This window comes from Gottfriedia sp. ABJ_BB2_2, assembly GCF_055484705.1.
The window spans coordinates 263,941-282,285 of the sequence record NZ_JBVFKR010000002.1 but is presented as its reverse complement, the minus strand read 5'-3'; the positions used below and the strand labels follow the sequence as shown (position 1 = coordinate 282,285).

20 protein-coding genes are annotated in these 18,345 nt (G+C 33.8%); 11 read left to right on the top strand and 9 right to left on the bottom strand.

The window, feature by feature from the left end:
* The first annotated feature begins 13 nt into the window (after nt 1-13).
* Together ACX6U0_RS06305 and ACX6U0_RS06300 are read left to right on the top strand one after the other, a co-directional pair.
* The gene (locus ACX6U0_RS06305; RefSeq protein ID WP_464959119.1) at nt 14-808 is read left to right on the top strand and encodes an NAD kinase; all 795 of its coding nucleotides are present in this window, start codon (nt 14-16) and stop codon (nt 806-808) included.
* 12 nt (nt 809-820) lie between these two features.
* Nucleotides 821-1,720, top strand: a complete 900-nt coding sequence (locus tag ACX6U0_RS06300; RefSeq protein ID WP_464959118.1) for an RluA family pseudouridine synthase — start codon at nt 821-823, stop codon at nt 1,718-1,720.
* A gap of 191 nt (nt 1,721-1,911) precedes the next feature.
* Here the strand turns inward: ACX6U0_RS06300 and prpE are convergent, their stop codons facing one another.
* Nucleotides 1,912-2,658, bottom strand: a complete 747-nt coding sequence (gene prpE, locus ACX6U0_RS06295) for a bis(5'-nucleosyl)-tetraphosphatase PrpE (RefSeq protein WP_464959117.1) — start codon at nt 2,656-2,658, stop codon at nt 1,912-1,914.
* 755 nt (nt 2,659-3,413) lie between these two features.
* On the bottom strand, nt 3,414-4,577 hold the full coding sequence (locus tag ACX6U0_RS06290; protein WP_464959116.1) for an FtsW/RodA/SpoVE family cell cycle protein: 1,164 nt from the start codon (nt 4,575-4,577) through the stop codon (nt 3,414-3,416).
* 250 nt (nt 4,578-4,827) lie between these two features.
* Between ACX6U0_RS06290 and fabI the strand changes: the two genes are divergently transcribed.
* The gene (gene fabI / locus ACX6U0_RS06285) at nt 4,828-5,598 is read left to right on the top strand and encodes an enoyl-ACP reductase FabI (RefSeq protein WP_464959115.1); all 771 of its coding nucleotides are present in this window, start codon (nt 4,828-4,830) and stop codon (nt 5,596-5,598) included.
* 99 nt (nt 5,599-5,697) lie between these two features.
* Here fabI and ACX6U0_RS06280 read toward each other — a convergent pair whose 3' ends face one another.
* Nucleotides 5,698-6,363, bottom strand: coding sequence for a DUF2642 domain-containing protein (locus tag ACX6U0_RS06280; RefSeq protein WP_464959114.1), 666 nt, complete (start codon nt 6,361-6,363; stop codon nt 5,698-5,700).
* A 680-nt stretch (nt 6,364-7,043) separates the two neighbouring features.
* Nucleotides 7,044-7,517: a DUF2642 domain-containing protein gene (locus ACX6U0_RS06275; RefSeq protein ID WP_087999995.1), complete on the bottom strand. Its 474-nt coding sequence runs from the start codon at nt 7,515-7,517 to the stop codon at nt 7,044-7,046.
* Nucleotides 7,518-7,756: 239 nt separating this feature from the next.
* On the opposite strand from ACX6U0_RS06275, the gene ACX6U0_RS06270 reads away from it, so the two are divergent.
* A complete protein-coding gene (locus ACX6U0_RS06270) occupies nt 7,757-8,242 on the top strand; it encodes a CotO family spore coat protein (protein WP_464959113.1) in 486 nt (161 codons plus the stop codon).
* Nucleotides 8,243-8,302: 60 nt separating this feature from the next.
* Here the strand turns inward: ACX6U0_RS06270 and ACX6U0_RS06265 are convergent, their stop codons facing one another.
* The gene (locus tag ACX6U0_RS06265) at nt 8,303-8,848 is read right to left on the bottom strand and encodes a CotY/CotZ family spore coat protein (protein WP_464959112.1); all 546 of its coding nucleotides are present in this window, start codon (nt 8,846-8,848) and stop codon (nt 8,303-8,305) included.
* A gap of 193 nt (nt 8,849-9,041) precedes the next feature.
* On the opposite strand from ACX6U0_RS06265, the gene ACX6U0_RS06260 reads away from it, so the two are divergent.
* Entirely contained in the window at nt 9,042-9,395 is a 354-nt protein-coding gene (locus ACX6U0_RS06260; RefSeq protein WP_464959111.1) for a DUF1360 domain-containing protein, read from the top strand.
* Nucleotides 9,396-9,462: 67 nt separating this feature from the next.
* A complete protein-coding gene (locus tag ACX6U0_RS06255) occupies nt 9,463-9,651 on the top strand; it encodes a cytochrome C oxidase subunit III (RefSeq protein WP_464959110.1) in 189 nt (62 codons plus the stop codon).
* 54 nt (nt 9,652-9,705) lie between these two features.
* Here the strand turns inward: ACX6U0_RS06255 and ACX6U0_RS06250 are convergent, their stop codons facing one another.
* On the bottom strand, nt 9,706-12,003 hold the full coding sequence (locus ACX6U0_RS06250; RefSeq protein WP_464959109.1) for an ATP-dependent helicase: 2,298 nt from the start codon (nt 12,001-12,003) through the stop codon (nt 9,706-9,708).
* 123 nt (nt 12,004-12,126) lie between these two features.
* On the opposite strand from ACX6U0_RS06250, the gene ACX6U0_RS06245 reads away from it, so the two are divergent.
* Nucleotides 12,127-12,393: a hypothetical protein gene (locus ACX6U0_RS06245; RefSeq protein WP_464959108.1), complete on the top strand. Its 267-nt coding sequence runs from the start codon at nt 12,127-12,129 to the stop codon at nt 12,391-12,393.
* Between the two features lie 75 nt (nt 12,394-12,468).
* Here the strand turns inward: ACX6U0_RS06245 and ACX6U0_RS06240 are convergent, their stop codons facing one another.
* From ACX6U0_RS06240 to ACX6U0_RS06230, 3 genes are all read right to left on the bottom strand, one after another.
* Nucleotides 12,469-12,900: a GNAT family N-acetyltransferase gene (locus ACX6U0_RS06240; RefSeq protein ID WP_464959107.1), complete on the bottom strand. Its 432-nt coding sequence runs from the start codon at nt 12,898-12,900 to the stop codon at nt 12,469-12,471.
* Nucleotides 12,897-13,412: a YjcG family protein gene (locus ACX6U0_RS06235; protein ID WP_464959106.1), complete on the bottom strand. Its 516-nt coding sequence runs from the start codon at nt 13,410-13,412 to the stop codon at nt 12,897-12,899. The genes ACX6U0_RS06240 and ACX6U0_RS06235 overlap by 4 nt, the downstream gene beginning before the upstream one ends.
* Nucleotides 13,413-13,525: 113 nt before the next feature.
* The gene (locus tag ACX6U0_RS06230) at nt 13,526-14,254 is read right to left on the bottom strand and encodes an alpha/beta hydrolase (RefSeq protein WP_464959105.1); all 729 of its coding nucleotides are present in this window, start codon (nt 14,252-14,254) and stop codon (nt 13,526-13,528) included.
* A gap of 115 nt (nt 14,255-14,369) precedes the next feature.
* Between ACX6U0_RS06230 and ACX6U0_RS06225 the strand changes: the two genes are divergently transcribed.
* From ACX6U0_RS06225 to ACX6U0_RS06210, 4 genes are all read left to right on the top strand, one after another.
* Nucleotides 14,370-15,284: a DMT family transporter gene (locus ACX6U0_RS06225; protein WP_464959104.1), complete on the top strand. Its 915-nt coding sequence runs from the start codon at nt 14,370-14,372 to the stop codon at nt 15,282-15,284.
* Between the two features lie 154 nt (nt 15,285-15,438).
* Nucleotides 15,439-16,755, top strand: coding sequence for a potassium transporter TrkG (locus ACX6U0_RS06220; RefSeq protein ID WP_464959103.1), 1,317 nt, complete (start codon nt 15,439-15,441; stop codon nt 16,753-16,755).
* A gap of 12 nt (nt 16,756-16,767) precedes the next feature.
* Entirely contained in the window at nt 16,768-17,424 is a 657-nt protein-coding gene (locus ACX6U0_RS06215; RefSeq protein WP_464959102.1) for a potassium channel family protein, read from the top strand.
* Between the two features lie 90 nt (nt 17,425-17,514).
* Nucleotides 17,515-18,318 carry a DUF6944 family repetitive protein gene (locus tag ACX6U0_RS06210; RefSeq protein WP_464959101.1) on the top strand — a complete coding sequence of 268 codons (804 nt, stop codon included), beginning with the start codon at nt 17,515-17,517 and terminating at the stop codon, nt 18,316-18,318.
* Nucleotides 18,319-18,345 lie beyond the last annotated feature (27 nt).

The following is an 18,345-nucleotide window of genomic DNA, read 5'->3' as shown; positions in this document are numbered from 1 at the left end:
GAAGGACGAGAAAATGAAATTCGCAATTATGTCAAAGGGTGACCAAGAATCGAATAGTCATACAAAGCGCATGAAGGATTATTTGGAAAGTTTTCATTTTAAGTACGATGAGGTTGAACCAGAAATAGTCATATCAATCGGTGGTGATGGTACATTACTACATGCATTTCATCAATATACACATCTACTTGATAAAGTTTCGTTTGTTGGTGTTCATACAGGGCATCTTGGATTTTATGCGGATTGGGTTCCTGCTGAGGTAGAAAAATTAGTGATTGCAATTGCAAAAACGCCTTTTCAAGTTGTTGAGTATCCCTTATTAGAAGTTAATATTCGATACAATGACGGTAGAAAAGAATTGCGAACACTCGCTTTAAATGAATGTACTATTAAGGGTCTTGAAGGCACTTTAGTAATTGATGTCGAAATAAAAGGTCAGCACTTTGAGACATTCAGAGGTGATGGACTATGTATTTCTACACCATCTGGGAGTACGGCATATAATAAAGCTTTAGGCGGGGCAATTATTCATCCTTCTATCGAGGCGATTCAAATTGCAGAAATGGCATCCATTAATAATCGGGTATTTCGAACAATTGGATCACCACTCGTTCTGCCAAAGCATCATACATGTTTATTAAAACCTGTTCGTAAATCTAATTTCCAAATTACATTAGATCACAAAACAATTGTACATCAAGATGTTAAATCGATTCAGTGTAGGGTTGCCCATGAAAAAGTGCGTTTTGCTCGATTCCGACCTTTTCCATTTTGGAAGCGTGTTGTCGATTCGTTTGTAAAAGAATAAAGGTGAAATAAGATGAAGCAATTTCATTTAAAATGGGAAGTAAAATCAGAACATAATGGCTTATTACTTAGAGAGTTTCTACATTTAATGGAACTCTCTAAACGAGCGTTAACAGATATTAAATTTCAAGGTGGAAAAATCTTAGTTAATGATGAAGAAAAAACTGTTCGTACGGTTGTGAAAGAACATGACGTAGTAACTATCTATTTTCCGGTAGAAAAACCTAGTGAAGAACTGGTGCCGCAAGCAGTCCCATTTGAAATTGTATATGAGGATGAAGCAATACTAGTTGTAAATAAACCATTCGGGATTTCAAGTATTCCATCTAGAGAACATCCAAATGGTACATTAGCAAATGGCGTCCTTCATTATTATCAACAAATTGAATTGCAATCTACGATTCATATTGTAACGCGTCTAGATAAGGATACATCGGGTTTAATGTTGATTGCTAAAAACAGATATATACATTATTTATTTTCAAAAAATGAATTAAAAGATGTAAATCGAAAGTATAAGGCAATCGTTCAAGGCGAAATGAAGGAAAGTACTGGCATCATAAATGCAAGGATTGCTAGGAAACGTGATAGTATTATTGAAAGAGAAGTATCAGAAGAAGGACAAGAAGCGATCACATACTTTAGAGTCGTAAAAAGCTTTAAGGATTTCTCGATTGTAGAATTACAACTGGAAACCGGTCGAACGCATCAAATTCGTGTTCATATGTCTTCTATTAATCATCCACTCGTTGGAGATGATTTATATGGAGGATCTACGATTTCATTGAAAAGACAAGCACTTCATAGCTATTACTTATCTTTTATCCATCCAATTAGTAAGGATGACATGTCATTTGAAATAAATCTCCCTGAGGATTTAATAGATTGGCTAGATCAACAGAAACAAAGCTAAGAGACAAGATAGATTGTCAACAGCAAAATTTGTCTAATGTTTGGATATTTCATTGACATTATTAGATTAATAGATTAACTTTATATTTGTAGTGTTTCTACCATGGGGATGGAAGAAACTAAAATATCTGAAGAGCGGGTGACGCTCTTACAGTAAAGTAGGTTCCGAAATGGTACCTACTTTTTGTTTTACTACTGTTCATAATAACTAAATTTTTCTTCGATTAATGGCATTGAGGAGGGGACTTGAGTAAATACATGTTCTGGATAGGAATATGCTGTTAATTTACCTCCAAACACTGCACCTGTATCGATATTGATTGTATTATTTAATTCTCTTGGCTCTTTAATTGGTGTGTGACCGTAAATAATTAAAGCCTTTCCACGATACTCTTTTGCCCAATCTTTACGAACAGGCATACCATTTGGGAGAACATCTCCATTTATATCTCCGTAAAGCACAAAGGTTTTTACATTATTTGAATGCTTACCGATCATGTCTTCACGAATTCCTGCATGACTAACAACTAATTTTCCGTTATCTAATACTTGATATAAAGGCGAGGATTCATACAGTTTGATAAATGAGTTTTTATAGTGCTGACGTTCTTTTCCTTTTATTGATTCTAGTTCTGCTACTGTTGTTTCAAGTCCATGTTGAATTTTCACATTTCGTCCTAAAAAGTAGCGGTAGAGCTTATTACAATGATTACCTGGTGAATAATGGGCTTTTTTGTGCTTCATCACTAAATCATAAACTACCTTCATGACTCCTAAAGAGTTTGGTCCTCTATCTGTTAAGTCTCCTACGAAAACAAGCTTTCTTTCCTCTGGATGAAGTGGAACATCTTTGTCCCAGTGGTAACCCAATTTCTTTGTTAACTCCACAAATTCATCATAACAGCCATGAATGTCCCCAATTACATCATACTTGCTCATTAAATCATTCCTTTAAAAAATGCTTGAACCATGTAATGGCCCAAGCAATGTAATTTTAAAAATAGTATGTGTAATTACGTTTAAATCATTCTGAATTAAGTAACAAATAAAAAAACAGTTAAATAACACTATGGTGATAATACATAGGGACTGTCTGATTAGGCTAACTGACAAAGACGTCTCTTTAGCATTTATAAAATAAGAACGCATTGATTTCCACTGCAGGATGCTCGCTTTCCATGGGGCGGGCGCTGAGCCTCCTCGTCGCATTCGCTTCTGTGGGGTCTCAGCTTTCCCGCATCCCCCATAGGAGTCGAGCATCCTTCCGTTTCAATCTTTGTGTGATAATAGTTAAACTCTTAGAGGCTGTTTAAATGCTTCTAGTGTTTGCATGTGATAAATAACAATCTTTTAAATGATAGAAGATGACTTTGTTCGTCAACTCCATGTTAACCTCGTCTAATGCTTGTCTGGGCTAATCAGTCCTCTCAGTTTTACTTGCTATCTAGTTACGGTCCCTAACTTCTCTTTGTTATAAATCAAGGACCAGTAAAGGTAAAAAAGCAACCTCCACTGGTCCTCGTTTATGATTATGGGGAGGGGCTGAACAGTCGCCTCCACTTTTCGTGATGTCTAGTTCCGGCTCCTAGCCCCTCGAGGTCATAAGCCAAGGACCAGTAAAGGTTAAAAAGCAACCTCCACTGGTCCTCGTCTTATGCTTGTCGGGGCTAAACAGTCGCCTCCACATTTCTTGATTAGTTAAACATATATTTATTTGTTCTTGATCTTACGTTTAGGATGAAGCCTATTGCTAGGAGGTTGGTTGCTAGTGAGCTTCCTCCGTAGCTGATAAATGGTAGGGTAATACCTGTGATCGGTAGTAGTCCGATTGTCATCCCGATGTTTTGGAAGATTTGGAAGGTGAACATTCCTACAACACCTGCGCAAATATAGCTTCCGAATTTGTCATTACTTTCTAGTGCGATATGGATCATGCGGTAGATCAGCAGGAAGAAGAATGAGATGACTACGCTGGCTCCGATAAAACCATATTGTTCGCATATTACTGTGAAAATGAAATCTGTATGTGGTTCAGGGAAGTAAGCTTCACCGTTGTGGAACCCTTTACCTGTTAGCATACCTGATCCTGCAGCCATTAGAGCTTGAGTTAGCTGGTATCCTTGCGTTGGATATTCATATGGCGCTAACCAGCCGTAAAAACGATTAAGTTGGTATTCTTGTAGTACATGAGCTGTGAAGAATTCAAAATGGAATAAGAAAAGGTAAACCATGAATGATCCTAATGCAACTGTAATACCAACTAAAGCAAGAATGTATCGCCAACGAATCCCAGAAACCAATATCATTGTTGCAATAATTGCACACATAACCATTGTGTTCCCTAAATCAGGTTCTTTCGCAATTAGTAATAATGGAGGTAATGAAATCCCCATGATTTTAAATAGTAAAAATAAATCTTCTTTTTTTCCACGAACCGAGTACGTTTCATTATGTTTAGAGATTATTGTTCCAAGAATAATGATCATAAATATTTTCATTAATTCAGATGGTTGGAAATTCCCTACACCGGGAATACTGTACCATGCAGTTGCACCTTTAATTGTTAATGCACCTGGTACATTAAGCTCTAATCCAAGTAGTAAAAGTAAACCAACACCATACATATACCAAATTACATTTTTATAACGATCGAAGTCAATGATCATAATGACGGCAATTCCAACAAATCCAATGATATACCATTTAATTTGTTGAGCTGCAAAGTTTATACTTCTAAGATTTTCAGGAAGGCTCGGTTGTGCACTTGTAATTGCAAGATAACTAATCGCAGCAATAGAAAATAGGATAAAAAGTAATTTAAAGTCAATTTGAAAGGGAGATGTACGGTCTTCCTTCATGTCCTCACCTCTCTATAATATGTTTTATTAGTATGCATTTTAAATAGCATTTTTAAATGCCGACAATCATCATTATAGTTTATTTTTGTTATTAAAGGAATTCAAAACTATGAACTCATGATAATTTCATCATTTATTTCTATAATCTTCAAAAAAACCGGTAGATAACTTTACTATTTCCAATTGAAAGTATTTATGCTACTATTTTAGTATCTACTACTAATAACTAATATTAAAGGAGTGCGGATCTATGATTTCATTAAAAGGTAAAACATTTGTCGTGATGGGAGTTGCAAACTTCAGAAGTATTGCGTGGGGTATTGCACAATCACTTCATACTGCAGGAGCAAATTTAATTTTTACTTATGCTAATGAGAGACTTGAAAAAGGTGTTCGTGAACTAGCTGATAGTTTAGAAAATCCGAATACAATTCTTGTTCAATGTGATGTAACAAGTGATGAAGATTTAGCTAAATGTTTTGCTTCAATTAAAGAGCAAGTTGGTTCAATTCACGGTGTGGCACATTGTATCGCTTTTGCTAATAAAGAAGATTTAAAAGGTGAATTTGTTGATACAAGTCGCGCAGGATATTTATTATCACAAGACGTTAGTGCATACTCATTAGTTGCAGTTGCTCGTGAAGCAAAAGCAGTTATGGCTGAAGGTGGAAGTATTGTAACGTTAACATACTTAGGTGGAGAGCGCGTAATGCAAAATTACAATTTAATGGGCGTTTCCAAAGCTGCATTAGAAGCTTCAGTTCGTTATCTGGCTAATGACTTAGGTAAGTATAATATCCGTGTAAATTCAATTTCAGCGGGACCGATTCGTACACTTTCAGCTAAAGGTGTAGGAGACTTTAATTCAATCTTAAAAGAAATTGAAGAAAAAGCTCCATTACGTAGAAACGTAACGCAAGAAGAAGTTGGAGATTCTGCTGTATTCTTATTCAGTGATTTATCAAGAGGTATTACTGGTGAGAATCTTCACGTTGACTCTGGCTATCATATCATGGGATAAATTAATAAAAGGTGCCTTTTGTGTTAAAAAAGGCACCTTTTTATATTTGTTTGCTGAAAATTAATTTGTCCATTTAATTTTTCTCTATGATCCTTTTTATTATGGAATGAAGATTGATTTTAAATGACGTAGACCGACTAATCTAATCTCACCCTTTGAGGTAATTAACTGAATAAAGTTGGAATCAATTGAATCTAATTTACCTATATATTCATTCCGTTCACCACTATTGATGACAACTAATTCACCATTTAATTTGTTTAATTGTACATCTAAAGTTCTTGCTAATGGTATATTTGAAGGGTTTACTGGAAGCAAGTTATTACTTAGCGTGTACGGGGTTTGCTCTGTTAGGTAAGGGATGAGCCATTTCAGGTGTTGAAGTGATATATACATTACTTTATAAACGGGTGAGTAAAATACAAAATAATTATTCATGATTGTTGTGATATAACCATGAAAAGAATGAGAATTTGAAACTTTTATTTCTACAAATATTCCCTTAGCAGCTGTTAAAACTTTTCTAAGCGATAATTCGTCTTTTTCATGTTCTAACTCTTGCAATGAAGGAACTGTACCATATGACTCCTTATTTAAACTCTCACTTACATTTTGAATGTGAAGAAGGGGAATATAAAGAAAATTCTCTCCATTGAATAGGACTAATAAATCATTCCCTACTTCTAATAAAATGCCTTCTACAATATTTTTACCGGAAACTTCTATTGTAACTTGCATATTGAGAAAATGTTTAAAGCTTGCCATTATTTTCTCCTTTCTTGAAAGATAAACCGTAAGAAACATTCATTTGTTTCTTAACCTGAAGATTGATTTTCTCAAGTTTTATGATGAGCTGTGTTAGTTATAAATCGAGGCTTTGTAAAAGGCTCATTTCCTTTTGCTGGAATTCTCAGTAGGCGATCAGTAGTCCTCTTGGTGCACATATGCACCTGTGGGGTCTCAACTGTCCCGTTACTGGCATAGGAGTCTCGAACTTTCTACTTCAAAAAAGCGTTTTCCCATAAAGCCTGTCTAACATCAGCAATTTTTAAAAAAGTTTTCAATACATGTCAACAACGATCATTGACCGAGCATAAAATAAACAAAGTTTGACAATGTGAAGCCTTTATTTATTCATGTCATTCAGTCATTTTGGTGCCTGTTTGAAATGAAAGATTAGTAATGATTAAAAATAAATTCCTAATCTTTGTTTTGAAGCAATCTTCATCTTTATTTATGGAAGTACCACTCAAAATTAAGTATTGTGAAAAACAAATAGTGTATATCATATGAAAGTTAAATGATCTAAACAAAAACATTTACTTAGATCGATAGAACATAGTTAAGTATGAATGTAGTTGCTTTAACATAATTAGAATGGTAAAAGAGAATGAATGTTTAAAAAAAAGGGTCGTTTTATAAGAATAAAACGACCGATCTAAACATTATTTTCTTCTTCTTAATGTTTGGCTTGTCGTATTACTTCTTTCATAAACTTCGAATTTTTCTCCGAAACTTACACTTTTAATATGATAAGTAGCAATATAAACTAGTTCATCGTTGAAAGAAATTTCAACATAATCATTGTTTGCATCAAGAAGAATACCTTCTACTTTGTCATGGCCACCACGATTGATTTTTACCCATTGTCTAACTTGTGAATTTAATAAGTCCACGAAGCTTTCATTTGGTAAAAGCTCAATTGTATTAAACATTTCATTATAGTTAAGTTTACCTTTTGCAAATGAAGTTACGCTTTTTAAATGAGAGTATGGGAAGTAAATTACACCTTCAGCCTCTGTAAAAAGAGCAATATGTGTTCCATATGCACCAAGTAGTAAACCTTCTTTTGATTCGTGACCTCCTCGACCAATTCTAACTCCTTTACCTACGAATACTGAGAATAACTCTTTATTCACTTTTTCATCGCTCCTTGTTTTTTCTGTGCGGTTACAATGTATTTATATGTGCCCTGTCAATTGTTTGTACTAGGATATTTGTCCAATTTCTACAAATATATATAAAATTAGTCAATTGTCGATAGGAAAACGAACTAGAAATCGTATAGGAATGCTTATTTACACCAAAAAAATCTAACATGAGAACAATTGTCCTCACATATATTTTATAAGAGCACACATGTGAGGGAGGAACAGCTATGGCACGAAAAGAATCACAAGAAGGAGTAAAACCTTTGTTATATATTGCTCAACCTGACCTTGAAGAAGCCAAGCTAAATATACAACATTCCTATGTAGTCAAAGTTAACAAGCAGGAAAAGAAAGCGAAAAAAAGCGATTATGTAGAGTCACATTATGAAGAAGTTGAAGAGGTTGAAGAGGTTGAAGAGCTTGAGGATACTCAGGAAGAATTGGAGAGCCCAGAAAATCAAGTGCAAGAAGATAAAGGTTGGGTAAAAAAACCTTTTAAAGCAATGACGAATGAAGAAAAGGTGTATTTTATGGTTAATAAACCACATTATATTCCTAAAGTTGAATGCCGTATACGGACAAAAAACGATTTGTATATTGGATATATATTAGCGTATAACGAAGGTAAAGTTGCGGTGAAGATCACATCAAGTATCAATAATATTGAAATTCCATTAGAAGACATTGTTAGTATTCAAATGGTTGGTATATAGACACTTAAAAAGGTGGTAGATATAAGAATCTACCACCCATAGTTTTTTAGTTTACATGAATTATAAATTGTTAACGTGAACGTCACGTAAGCATTGGATTGCAACAAAAGCATCTAAATCAACTGTGATACATGTGTTAGAAGCAACGAAGAAATCAGCATCAACTAGGTCACAGAAATCTTGGCGATCGCGATCCTTGTTGCTGTTATTTTTGTCGTCGTCTCTGTCAGCTCCAACTAGTGCTCTTAATACTGCACAGTCATCGTCTACACTTTCAACACGGAAAACAACTGAATCTTGACAATTATTTCGTCTGTTTTTGTCATTTTTATCATTGTCATCGTTTCTATTGTCGTTTCTGTCTCTGTCTCTCATGTTGTTTAGAAAAGCAGGTACTCTAAATAACTCACCATTTGGTAAATATAGTAAGAAAGGGCGAGTATTTGCAAGTGGTACATTTGGATTAGCGCCTAAGAAAGGAACATCACAACCTGTTGGGCAAGTGTTTGTTGCGCAATCTTGTAATTCATTAATGAATTTTACTACGTCGCTAACACAATTGTTGTCTTTATTTCTTTTGTGGTTATTGTTGTCTTTGCAACTCATCTTTTTCACTCCTTATCATTTAAGATGGATATTACATTAATATGATATTAACGAGGAGGGAATCGGTTACTGTTGATTTTTGCTTTTTAAAGAAATGGGCTTAGTGTAGGTATCATGTGGAAAAGATGTAAGGGTTAAGGATGCATAAACAGATTTAAATGTGGATGAATAAGAGTAGAGTGAGGCTGTTAAGATGATAAGTATGTCGTGGTTATTATTAGTGCTCCTTACTTTAGCAAGTTTTCGACTGACCAGATTAGTAGTTCATGATAAGATTACATCGTTTATTAGAAGGCCATTTATCGATGAAATCACAATTGAAGAAGAGGGAATACCCGTCACTTACACAAAGATTAAAGGTAAGGGTATTCAATATTTTATTGGAGAATTACTTAGTTGTACATGGTGTAGCGGAATTTGGTGTACTGCCTTGTTACTACTAATATATGTTCTGTTCCCAGGAGTGGGAGAAGTCATCATCATCTTATTATCAATTGCAGGAGCAGCTGGTGTAATTGAGGCATTGGTTAATAGATTAAGTTTGTGATATTTGTCTGAACGATTATCTTATTCCTTCATATACTATCATGAAAAAATTTTTTAGGAGGGAAGCTATGTACAATCGTCAACAAGGACAACAATTAACAAGTCAACAATGGCAACAACTTCAACAACAGCAATGGCAACAACAAATGCAACAAATGAATCAGCAACAATATGTAAATCCTTATGCACAACAAGGTCAGCAGACAGGTTATGTAAAAAAATCTGGCTGTGGATGTGGAAGAAGAACTCCTCGTTAATTACGAACAATCATAAAAAAGGGTGAGCTATATTTGGCTCACCCTATACTTATTTTATTTAATTGATTTCGTTAAAAAGCGTTTGATTAATCTTGATGGATAGGCTTTTTTTCCTCTTCTTTTTTGAAGAATAGATAAGTATAATAATTTTCTTGCTCTCGTACAGGCTACGTATAATAAACGACGTTCTTCTTCTAATTGATCCATCGAACCATTTTTTAATGATTCCAACGCATAATCATGCGGGAAGCCACCATCGACAGCACCTAAGATGTAAACAAAATCATATTCTAAACCTTTAGAACGATGGGCTGTTAGAAGGGAGATACTTCCTGTTTGATTATTTTTTTGTTGTTTATATTCCTTAAATTTTGCAGCGATATGAAACGCGTGCTGGGTCAGTTCTCGAACTGTCTTAAAATTTCTGCTGACTACCTTCAAATCCCTTAAATCATCAGATGGTCGTTCAATTTTATTCGATTCATTTCCACGTTTTTTAATATAATCAGTAAACGCAGGACTTTCCTCAATTCTTTCGATTGCTTCAAGAGGTGAAGTCGTTTTTAAATGGCGGAGAACTTTTATCAATTTCTCAATTTTTTTAAGCTGAAATGGTGCAGCACTATTAATTGTAGTAAACGCTTCTAAAAACGAAAGATTTTGTAGAACACTATTCATTTTTGCCTCTTGAAATGCTTGCTGCTTTAGGAAAAATACAGGTAAGATTTCTTTTAATGCAGCTTGATGATCCTCATCTTCTATTAATAATAAAAAAGAAATCATCTTCCGAATAATAGGACGATCATAAAATGAGTCTCCATCTTGATCTATTGTAAATGGTAAACTCGTCGCGATTAACCGTTCAAACAGTGCTCTAGAGGCAGTATTCGTCCGATACAAAATAGCAAATTGTGATGGATTCGCACCATTTTTAATTTTTTCTTTCATATCATTAACGATCATCGTAGCTTCTTCTTCTTCATCAAATGGGAAGAAGAAAGATGGAACTTGTTCGTGATCATATTGTGCATGCATTGATTTAACAAATCGATTCTTATTTGGTTTAATGACTTCATTTGCTAGAGAAACAATACCATGAGACGAACGATAATTTTCATTTAAATGATAAATTTTTGATCCAGGAAAATGATCTTTAAATTCTAAAATAAAACTAGGGTCGCTACCACGGAATGCATAAATAGACTGATCATCATCACCAACAGCCGTAACATTTTGTGTATGCTGAAAAAGGATTTTTAAGATTGAAAATTGTATTTTATTAATATCTTGAAATTCATCTACTAACAGACATTTAAAGCGATTTTGATATTGACCTAGTAACTCAGGATAATCATTTAGCATTTCAAAGCATCCTAGAAGCATGTCATCAAAATCAAATTGTCCGTTTTCTTTTTTTATTTCTTCATAGCCTTCATAAAGTGATGCAACTTGTTCTTCCCAAGCATCGTTTGGACGAATTTCGTGAGGATAAACACACGAATTCTTCCATAATCCAATTTGTTGGATCGCTTGATCATATGCAAAAGATTTTTCATCAATTTCAAGCCTTCGACCAACTTGTTTCAACATAATTTCCTTTTGGAAGTCAGATTTTATAAGTCTTGAAGAGTCCCACTTTTCACGGTCAAAGCGTAATAGCATCTTGTAAAATATACTATGAAACGTACCAATTTCCATTTGTTGAATCGAATATCCAAGTTTCTTCATTCGTTCTTTCATTTCTAATGAGGCTTTTGAAGTAAAGGTAACAAGCATCATTTCATGTGGTTGGATTCCTAAATTCATTAAATGCATTGCACGGGTTGTAATAACTCTAGTTTTACCACTACCAGCTCCAGCAAGTACAAGTAGAGGAGAACCAGTGTGAGTTACTGCATTCCATTGCTGTTCATCCAATGTTATTTGATTCAACACATGCTTAGTCGTATTTTGAACAGCACTTTCATAAGGTGGAATATGATAAAAGGGTAATCTAGCAGTAAATGTATTTTCTTCACTTTTTTCAATAGTTGCCAAAGAAGATATAGCTCTCTTTTTTGGAAGTTTAATGACACTATCTTCTATATTTGTATCAATCGTTGTACTTTCGATAGAGTTTGTTTTGAGCGTTTTTTCAAATTCAATACTTAGTTGTTTACATTCTAGGTTTTGTTCTCTATTCGTATGATAAAAATAAGGAGTTTCATAGATTGATAAAGTTAAAAATATGTTTTGTTGACAGTGTACACATTTCACTTCTCCACGAATACTAGCTTGATAAATCTCCTCATATCTTGACCTGGGGAAATCTGGTAAATAGATTGTTTGATTTTGATAGTTTGCAGTGTTCATCATGTTCCCCCTAAAAATTAAAAGCAGACTCATCTATGTTACCAAAAAGTATTGTATACGAAAAGTGAATTCATTTAATTGGAAAAATGTATATTATGCAAAAGGATAGAGGAGATGGATGACATGGGATATATTCCACCTTTACATTACTCGGCTTATCATCATTATATTTCACAAAAAAATGGGTACGTGCATATACCTTTTATGTTTACAGAAGTCCAGAAAATTAAACCATTTAAAGAGCATCAAAAGCTAAATGCGAAAAAAGCTTCTAATCATTATCGAAAAATGAAATCAGATGTTGCACTAAATAGTTTACAGGATGCTTCTGCACAAAAAGTGTTCAGTGAGTTGACTGGTATCGGAAGATTGATTAATGTGTTGATCTGATCATAGAGCAGTAATCATATAGGAATAAACGTAAAAAAGCTATGATTCAAAAAAGAATCATAGCTTTTCATCAAATTAGATTAATGTTAATTTCATTTCTGCATGAGGAATTCCTGCTTCATAAAAAATGTCAGATGAAATATGATATCCTAATTTCTCATAAAATGGAATTGCGGATTCTTGAGCGTGTAATACCAATTGATGAATGCCATTTTCCTTTGCAGTTTTATGAATTAAGTGCATGATGTCATTCCCGATTTGTTTCCCGCGATAGTCTTTTCTTACACATATTCGTTGTACTTTGCCTGTGGAATCGATTTCTCTAAGACGTCCAGCTGCGATTGGTTGTTCACCATCATATGCAACAAAATGAAAGCTTTCATCGTCTAAACCATCAAATTCTAAGTCTTTTGAGATTTGCTGTTCCACTACAAAAACTTCAGTTCGAATCTTTAATGCATCTTGGATTTGTTCATCCGTTTTTGCAACGATTGTTTCAATGGTCATTGTTTAGCTCCCAATTTAAATGTTTCATAAACTTCCCAAGCACCATTTTCTAATTGGTAAACTAATTTAATGCTATCAACTAGTTCATTGTATGAGAATTGAATCATGCTTAATTGTCCTAGAATATCACCGAACTCAGCATCTTGCAGCTGCTGACCAATTGTAATATGTGGTACAAATGCATACTCTTTAGTTTTCGGAAATGCACCAGTATGCATTTTCTCATGAAGCTCTTTTAGAGCATCAACAGGTGTAACTTTTAAATAAATGACATTATTAACAGGTGCAAAAGAGCTTACTTTATTTATTTCCAATTCAAATGGCTCAATTTTACTAGCAATCTCATTTAGTTGAGAAATAATTGTTGGAAGTTGATCTTCATTCAACTCAAAACCACTACGTATTGTTACATGAGGAGAAATTAAAGTATAAGCTGGATCAAAACGTTTTCTAAACTCATTTGCCTTATCTTGAACAAATTTTGATGGAAAAATAACCACGCCACATTTCATAAAAATTACCTCCTGTTTTCGATACTTTTATAGTTAATTTTAAAAAATTAACGAGTTTAAAGATTCTAATTTCAATTATATCAAATTTTTGAAAAATCGATAAGTTTGACGAATTATTTTGCTAAACTAATTTTTAATAAGTCTTCTAATTGCTTCTCCCAATTCGTCCAAGTGTGATCTCCATCATACTCTGCATAATGTAATTCAACCGGACATTTCGATAAAAACTCTTTTAAACGTAAACCATCTTGAATAAAATTCACCCATTGTTTGCTAGGCGTAAACACATTATCTTCCTGCGTTCCAACAGTTTGTAAAATTGATAAGGTCGTTGATAAAGGTTTTTGTTCTAAAAATTGAATGACATCATCATTCACAAAAGGTGACTGCATAACGACTTTTCCAAAAGTATTAGGGTATGTAAAGGCTGCTTGTAATGAAACAGTCCCACCAAGTGAATCTCCTATTAATGTTCTACTATGAGCAAGGCCAAGAAGCGGTAAGTGATCATCTAAATAAGGTAGTAATTCTTCAGCTAAAAAACGAATATATTTTTTTTGGCCATCTTGTGATGGATGATAAAGTGAAAATCGTTCTTTTGGGCTTGAATATGGAATACCAACAATAATAGTTGGTTGAATTGTGCCTTCTTTTGTTAATTTTTCAACGACACGATGAACTTTTCCTAAATTAAAATAATCTTGACCGTCTTGGGCAAGTAATAAATGATGTTTTATTAAAGGAGTATATTGACTTGAGTAATAAATAGTAAATGTAACTTCCTTTTGAATATGAGTACTATAAAGGGTATGTTCTTCTCTAGTTCCATTTGTTTGAATCATAAATGTCTCCTCTTCTTTTCACTAGGATGATATAATTAGATGTTACTTCATTGAAAAAATTAAGAAAAGCAAAATGTGTTACGCTTACATAAAAGTTTAGTTAAAGAGGTGAAACATGAACACAAAACAGCCTAATGCAATGATCTCATTATTGATTATTTCAATCATTGCAATTTCAACATCTGCTATTTTAGCAAAATGGACAAATGCATCTCCATCTGTATTAAGTATGTATCGCCTCTGGTTTACGTGTATCTGGATGTTACCTTTTGTTTTAAAGCGAAAAACTGAATTAAAAGCTTTAGACAAAAAACAATATAAATCGTTTGCATTAGCTGGTTTAATGTTAGCCATTCATTTTATCCTTTGGTATGGTTCACTTGTCTTTACATCAGTTGCAAGCTCGACAATTATATTAGCGCTCCAACCATTAGTAGCCATGATATTAGGATTTTTTGTGTTTAAAGAACGAACATCTGTTACGTCTAAAATCTGTATGATCATCGCTATTATTGGTGTGTTCCTAATCGGCTTTGGAGATATCGGTTTAAGTATGACAGCATTTAAAGGAGATATTCTTTCATTTTTAAGTGTAATTGCAGCAGTTCTATATTTAATGGTTGGACAAACAACCGTAAAAAATACGTCACATTGGGTATATAGCTTTTTTGTTTTTGCATTTTCAGCTTTATTTTTAACAGCTTATAATATCGTTACATTTGATAACTTTTTTGACTATCAATCGACTGACTGGCTTATTTTTATCGCTTCTGCTATTATTCCATCATTAGCACATATCATTAATAATTACTTATTAAATTATGTGAATGCAACGACAATCTCAATGAGTATATTAGGTGAACCAGTTGGTGCGTCTATTTTAGCCTTTTTCTTGCTACAAGAAATGCTTTCATCATTTCAACTTGTAGGTGGTACGATTGTAATAGTGAGTGTTGCATTATATTTATATCAACAACAAAAGGAAAACACTGCATTGAAAATGGAAGCAAATAATTCTTCATCAGCTTAATCCAAAAAAATGATCATTTCAAATAAACTTTCTAATCAATATGAACAATTGATTGGAAAGTTTTTTATTTTTTGGAAGAAAATAGGTAGAATATGTAATATCAATAAATATTTATGGCCAGTACTGAACTCAATCTAAGGAGAAAAAGCAAAAAATGAAAAAAAAGAAGAAGAAACCTAAAAATCCCCTTCACTATATTTTCATCGCATATATACTGATAACAATCGTATTTTCATGCTTATATTTAATGCCATTTACAAGAATTGCTGAGCTCTCATTCATTGACAGCATTTTTGTATCTACAAGTGCGATTAGTGTGACCGGTTTATCGACAGTCAATTTAGTTGAAACCTTTAGCACATGGGGGAAGCTTTTGTTAATGATTCAAATGGAAATTGGCGCAATTGGAATTGTTGTATTTATTAGCTATGGATTTATGATGCTGGGTAAGAAAATAACGATTTCTAATTTACTTGTTTTATCTAAAGATCAAAATCAGAGCAGTATTAAATCAATAAGAAAATTAAGTTTGTCTGTATTATATACGTCACTAGTCTTTCAAATAATTGGTGGAATCTTTTTTTATGGTCAATTTAGGGAGCATTTTCAAACCAGTAAAGAAACATTACTTGTAACTGCATTTCATTCAATCGCAAGTTTTACAAATACTGGTTTTGATTTATTCGGTAATAGTTTATATTCATTTCAAGAAAATGCACTGGTTTTATATGTAACAGCTGCGCTTATATTTATTGGTGGGTTAGGTTATCCCACGATTATGGAATATATCTTTTCATTTAAAAAGAAAAAATCCTTATTTACAAAAATAAATATGAGACTTCATTTTTCTTTTGTGGTGTTAGGAACCATTTTATTTTGGTTATTAGAAAAAAACCACGCATTTAGTCATTTAGGTACATTTGATCTAATAACAAATTCAATCTTTTTATCAGTTACGACTCGAAATGGCGGCTTTGCAACTTTAGACATTGCGAATCTTACACTTCCTGCCATTTTGATTATATTAGTTCTTATGTATATTGGTGGAGCTTCGTCGAGTGCTGCTGGTGGAATCAGATTAACAACTGTTTCTGTGTTAGTCGCAAAAATGATTGCAGTCATTAAATCCCAAGAGGATACTGCAATTTTTAGAACAACTGTTAAACGAAGTGTAGTTGACCGTGCCTTCGTTATTGCAATGAGCTTTTTATTACTAATTTTACTTTCTACGATCATCATTTCAACGATTGAGCCATTTGCATTAGATTTAATATTACTAGAAGTTATTTCAGCAATCACAAATACTGGCCTATCATTAGGAATTACGCCAAACATACATAGCTCTACTAAATTTATTTTGATTTTACTTATGTTTATTGGAAGAATCGGTATTTTTACAATGATTTATTTCGTACTTAGAGTTGATAAACAAAATTTAAAATATATTGAGAAAGACTTGGCAATTGGATAAGGAGGAATCACAATGGCAAAACAATTTTTAGTCATCGGTGCAGGTAGATTTGGCCGTGGAATCGTAAAGGAACTAGACAGGTTAGGGCATGAGGTCGTTGTATGTGATAAAGAAAAATCTACGCTTGAAGAGCTTGAGGAATATACAGAATATGCTGTTATTGGCGACTTACGTGAAGAAGCATTGCTAGAGGATTTAAATGTAAATCATTTTGATGTGGTGTTTGTCGCAATTGGAAGTGATCCATTAGCTTCAATCTTAATAACACGTAGATTAAAGGAAAGAAATGTCACAAGAATAGTCTGTAAAGCAAATAACCGCGAAGTTGGAGGCATTTTAGAAAGCATTGGAGCGGATCTTGTTATTTATCCTGAAGAAGAAGCAGGCCACAAAGCGGCTAGACGAGAAGCGATGAATGGAATTATCGAGTACATTGAAATAACGAAAAAAATTGCTGCGGTTGAAACGGTGATCCCAGAGATATTGATTGGAAAGACGTTAAGAGAAATAGGCTTCTCCGTAAAATATGAAATTACTGTCGTTTTAATCATCCGAAATGGCGAACCAATTGTAACAAATATTGGTGATGTGCGTTTTGAAAGTGGAGATTACATTTTTATTGTAGGTGAAAAAACGAAAATTGAACATTTCAAAAAGAAAGTCGGCTAATCTTAATCCTTGATTACACTTAGGAACCTTTAAACATCATCGTTGAATATACTATCTCAGGTTGATATTCAAGGATTGGTGGTTAAAAAGGTGACGAATGAAAGGATAGAAGTACTTGGGTCATGGATTACCGCTATAGGTACAATCGCGTCCGCAATAGGAAGTACACCTTTGAGACGCCTGCAAGGTGAAGACAAAAAAAAATGGGACGACATTAGTGAACAATTAGATTTTGGTGGAAATGCATTTCAAGCGATCGGGAATATTGTTGAGGTAGCTGGAACTGATGACTTTACATTAGAAGTAGCTGGTGAAATCATTCAAGCATCCGGAAATGTAACTGTCTTATTTAGTATTTTGACAGAAGATAATGAAGTAAAAAAAATAAACTTAAATATAGTCGGAAATGCGCAGCAAGCATTTGGAGGCTTCTTAGCGGTTATCGATGAAATTGGAGAAATCATTGAACAAGGTGGCGGTGATCCGACAAATGCCTTTGGAAATTTACTTCAGTCAATAGGTAATACCCTTCAAGCAATCGGAGGATTGTATGACCTTGAGATCGTTAGGGAAAAAGAAGCCCTTGGAATTGACGGTGATGGTGAAACTGAAGTTGAGGTTTCTGAAGAAAGTGTGTCTAATCCTCTCAGTGAACAAATCAAAATAAATGGAGATATCAGTGAACTTTTAAAATACAGTGGAAGCTGGATTCAAGCAGCTGGATCAATCATGACAGCAGTAGCCGAGCAAAGAGTACTAGTAAAGCAAGAAGCAAAAAAACGGGAATTGGAAGACAAGAAAAAGCAGATAAGGAAGAAGAAGAAAAAGAAGCGAAATTCAAGCCATCCAGAAAGTAAGGAACAACAATATACAGAATTCAAAAAAAAGAGCTAACAAGCTTGATGGATATTCGGGTGTTAG

Coding starts and splice junctions, on each gene's coding strand:
- ACX6U0_RS06305 (WP_464959119.1), top strand. CDS start 14: ATGAAATTCGCAATTATGTCAAAGGGTGACCAAGAATCGAATAGTCAT.
- ACX6U0_RS06300 (WP_464959118.1), top strand. CDS start 821: ATGAAGCAATTTCATTTAAAATGGGAAGTAAAATCAGAACATAATGGC.
- prpE (WP_464959117.1), bottom strand. CDS start 2,658: ATGAGCAAGTATGATGTAATTGGGGACATTCATGGCTGTTATGATGAA.
- ACX6U0_RS06290 (WP_464959116.1), bottom strand. CDS start 4,577: ATGAAGGAAGACCGTACATCTCCCTTTCAAATTGACTTTAAATTACTT.
- fabI (WP_464959115.1), top strand. CDS start 4,828: ATGATTTCATTAAAAGGTAAAACATTTGTCGTGATGGGAGTTGCAAAC.
- ACX6U0_RS06280 (WP_464959114.1), bottom strand. CDS start 6,363: ATGGCAAGCTTTAAACATTTTCTCAATATGCAAGTTACAATAGAAGTT.
- ACX6U0_RS06270 (WP_464959113.1), top strand. CDS start 7,757: ATGGCACGAAAAGAATCACAAGAAGGAGTAAAACCTTTGTTATATATT.
- ACX6U0_RS06265 (WP_464959112.1), bottom strand. CDS start 8,848: ATGAGTTGCAAAGACAACAATAACCACAAAAGAAATAAAGACAACAAT.
- ACX6U0_RS06260 (WP_464959111.1), top strand. CDS start 9,042: ATGATAAGTATGTCGTGGTTATTATTAGTGCTCCTTACTTTAGCAAGT.
- ACX6U0_RS06255 (WP_464959110.1), top strand. CDS start 9,463: ATGTACAATCGTCAACAAGGACAACAATTAACAAGTCAACAATGGCAA.
- ACX6U0_RS06250 (WP_464959109.1), bottom strand. CDS start 12,003: ATGAACACTGCAAACTATCAAAATCAAACAATCTATTTACCAGATTTC.
- ACX6U0_RS06245 (WP_464959108.1), top strand. CDS start 12,127: ATGGGATATATTCCACCTTTACATTACTCGGCTTATCATCATTATATT.
- ACX6U0_RS06240 (WP_464959107.1), bottom strand. CDS start 12,900: ATGACCATTGAAACAATCGTTGCAAAAACGGATGAACAAATCCAAGAT.
- ACX6U0_RS06235 (WP_464959106.1), bottom strand. CDS start 13,412: ATGAAATGTGGCGTGGTTATTTTTCCATCAAAATTTGTTCAAGATAAG.
- ACX6U0_RS06230 (WP_464959105.1), bottom strand. CDS start 14,254: ATGATTCAAACAAATGGAACTAGAGAAGAACATACCCTTTATAGTACT.
- ACX6U0_RS06225 (WP_464959104.1), top strand. CDS start 14,370: ATGAACACAAAACAGCCTAATGCAATGATCTCATTATTGATTATTTCA.
- ACX6U0_RS06220 (WP_464959103.1), top strand. CDS start 15,439: ATGAAAAAAAAGAAGAAGAAACCTAAAAATCCCCTTCACTATATTTTC.
- ACX6U0_RS06215 (WP_464959102.1), top strand. CDS start 16,768: ATGGCAAAACAATTTTTAGTCATCGGTGCAGGTAGATTTGGCCGTGGA.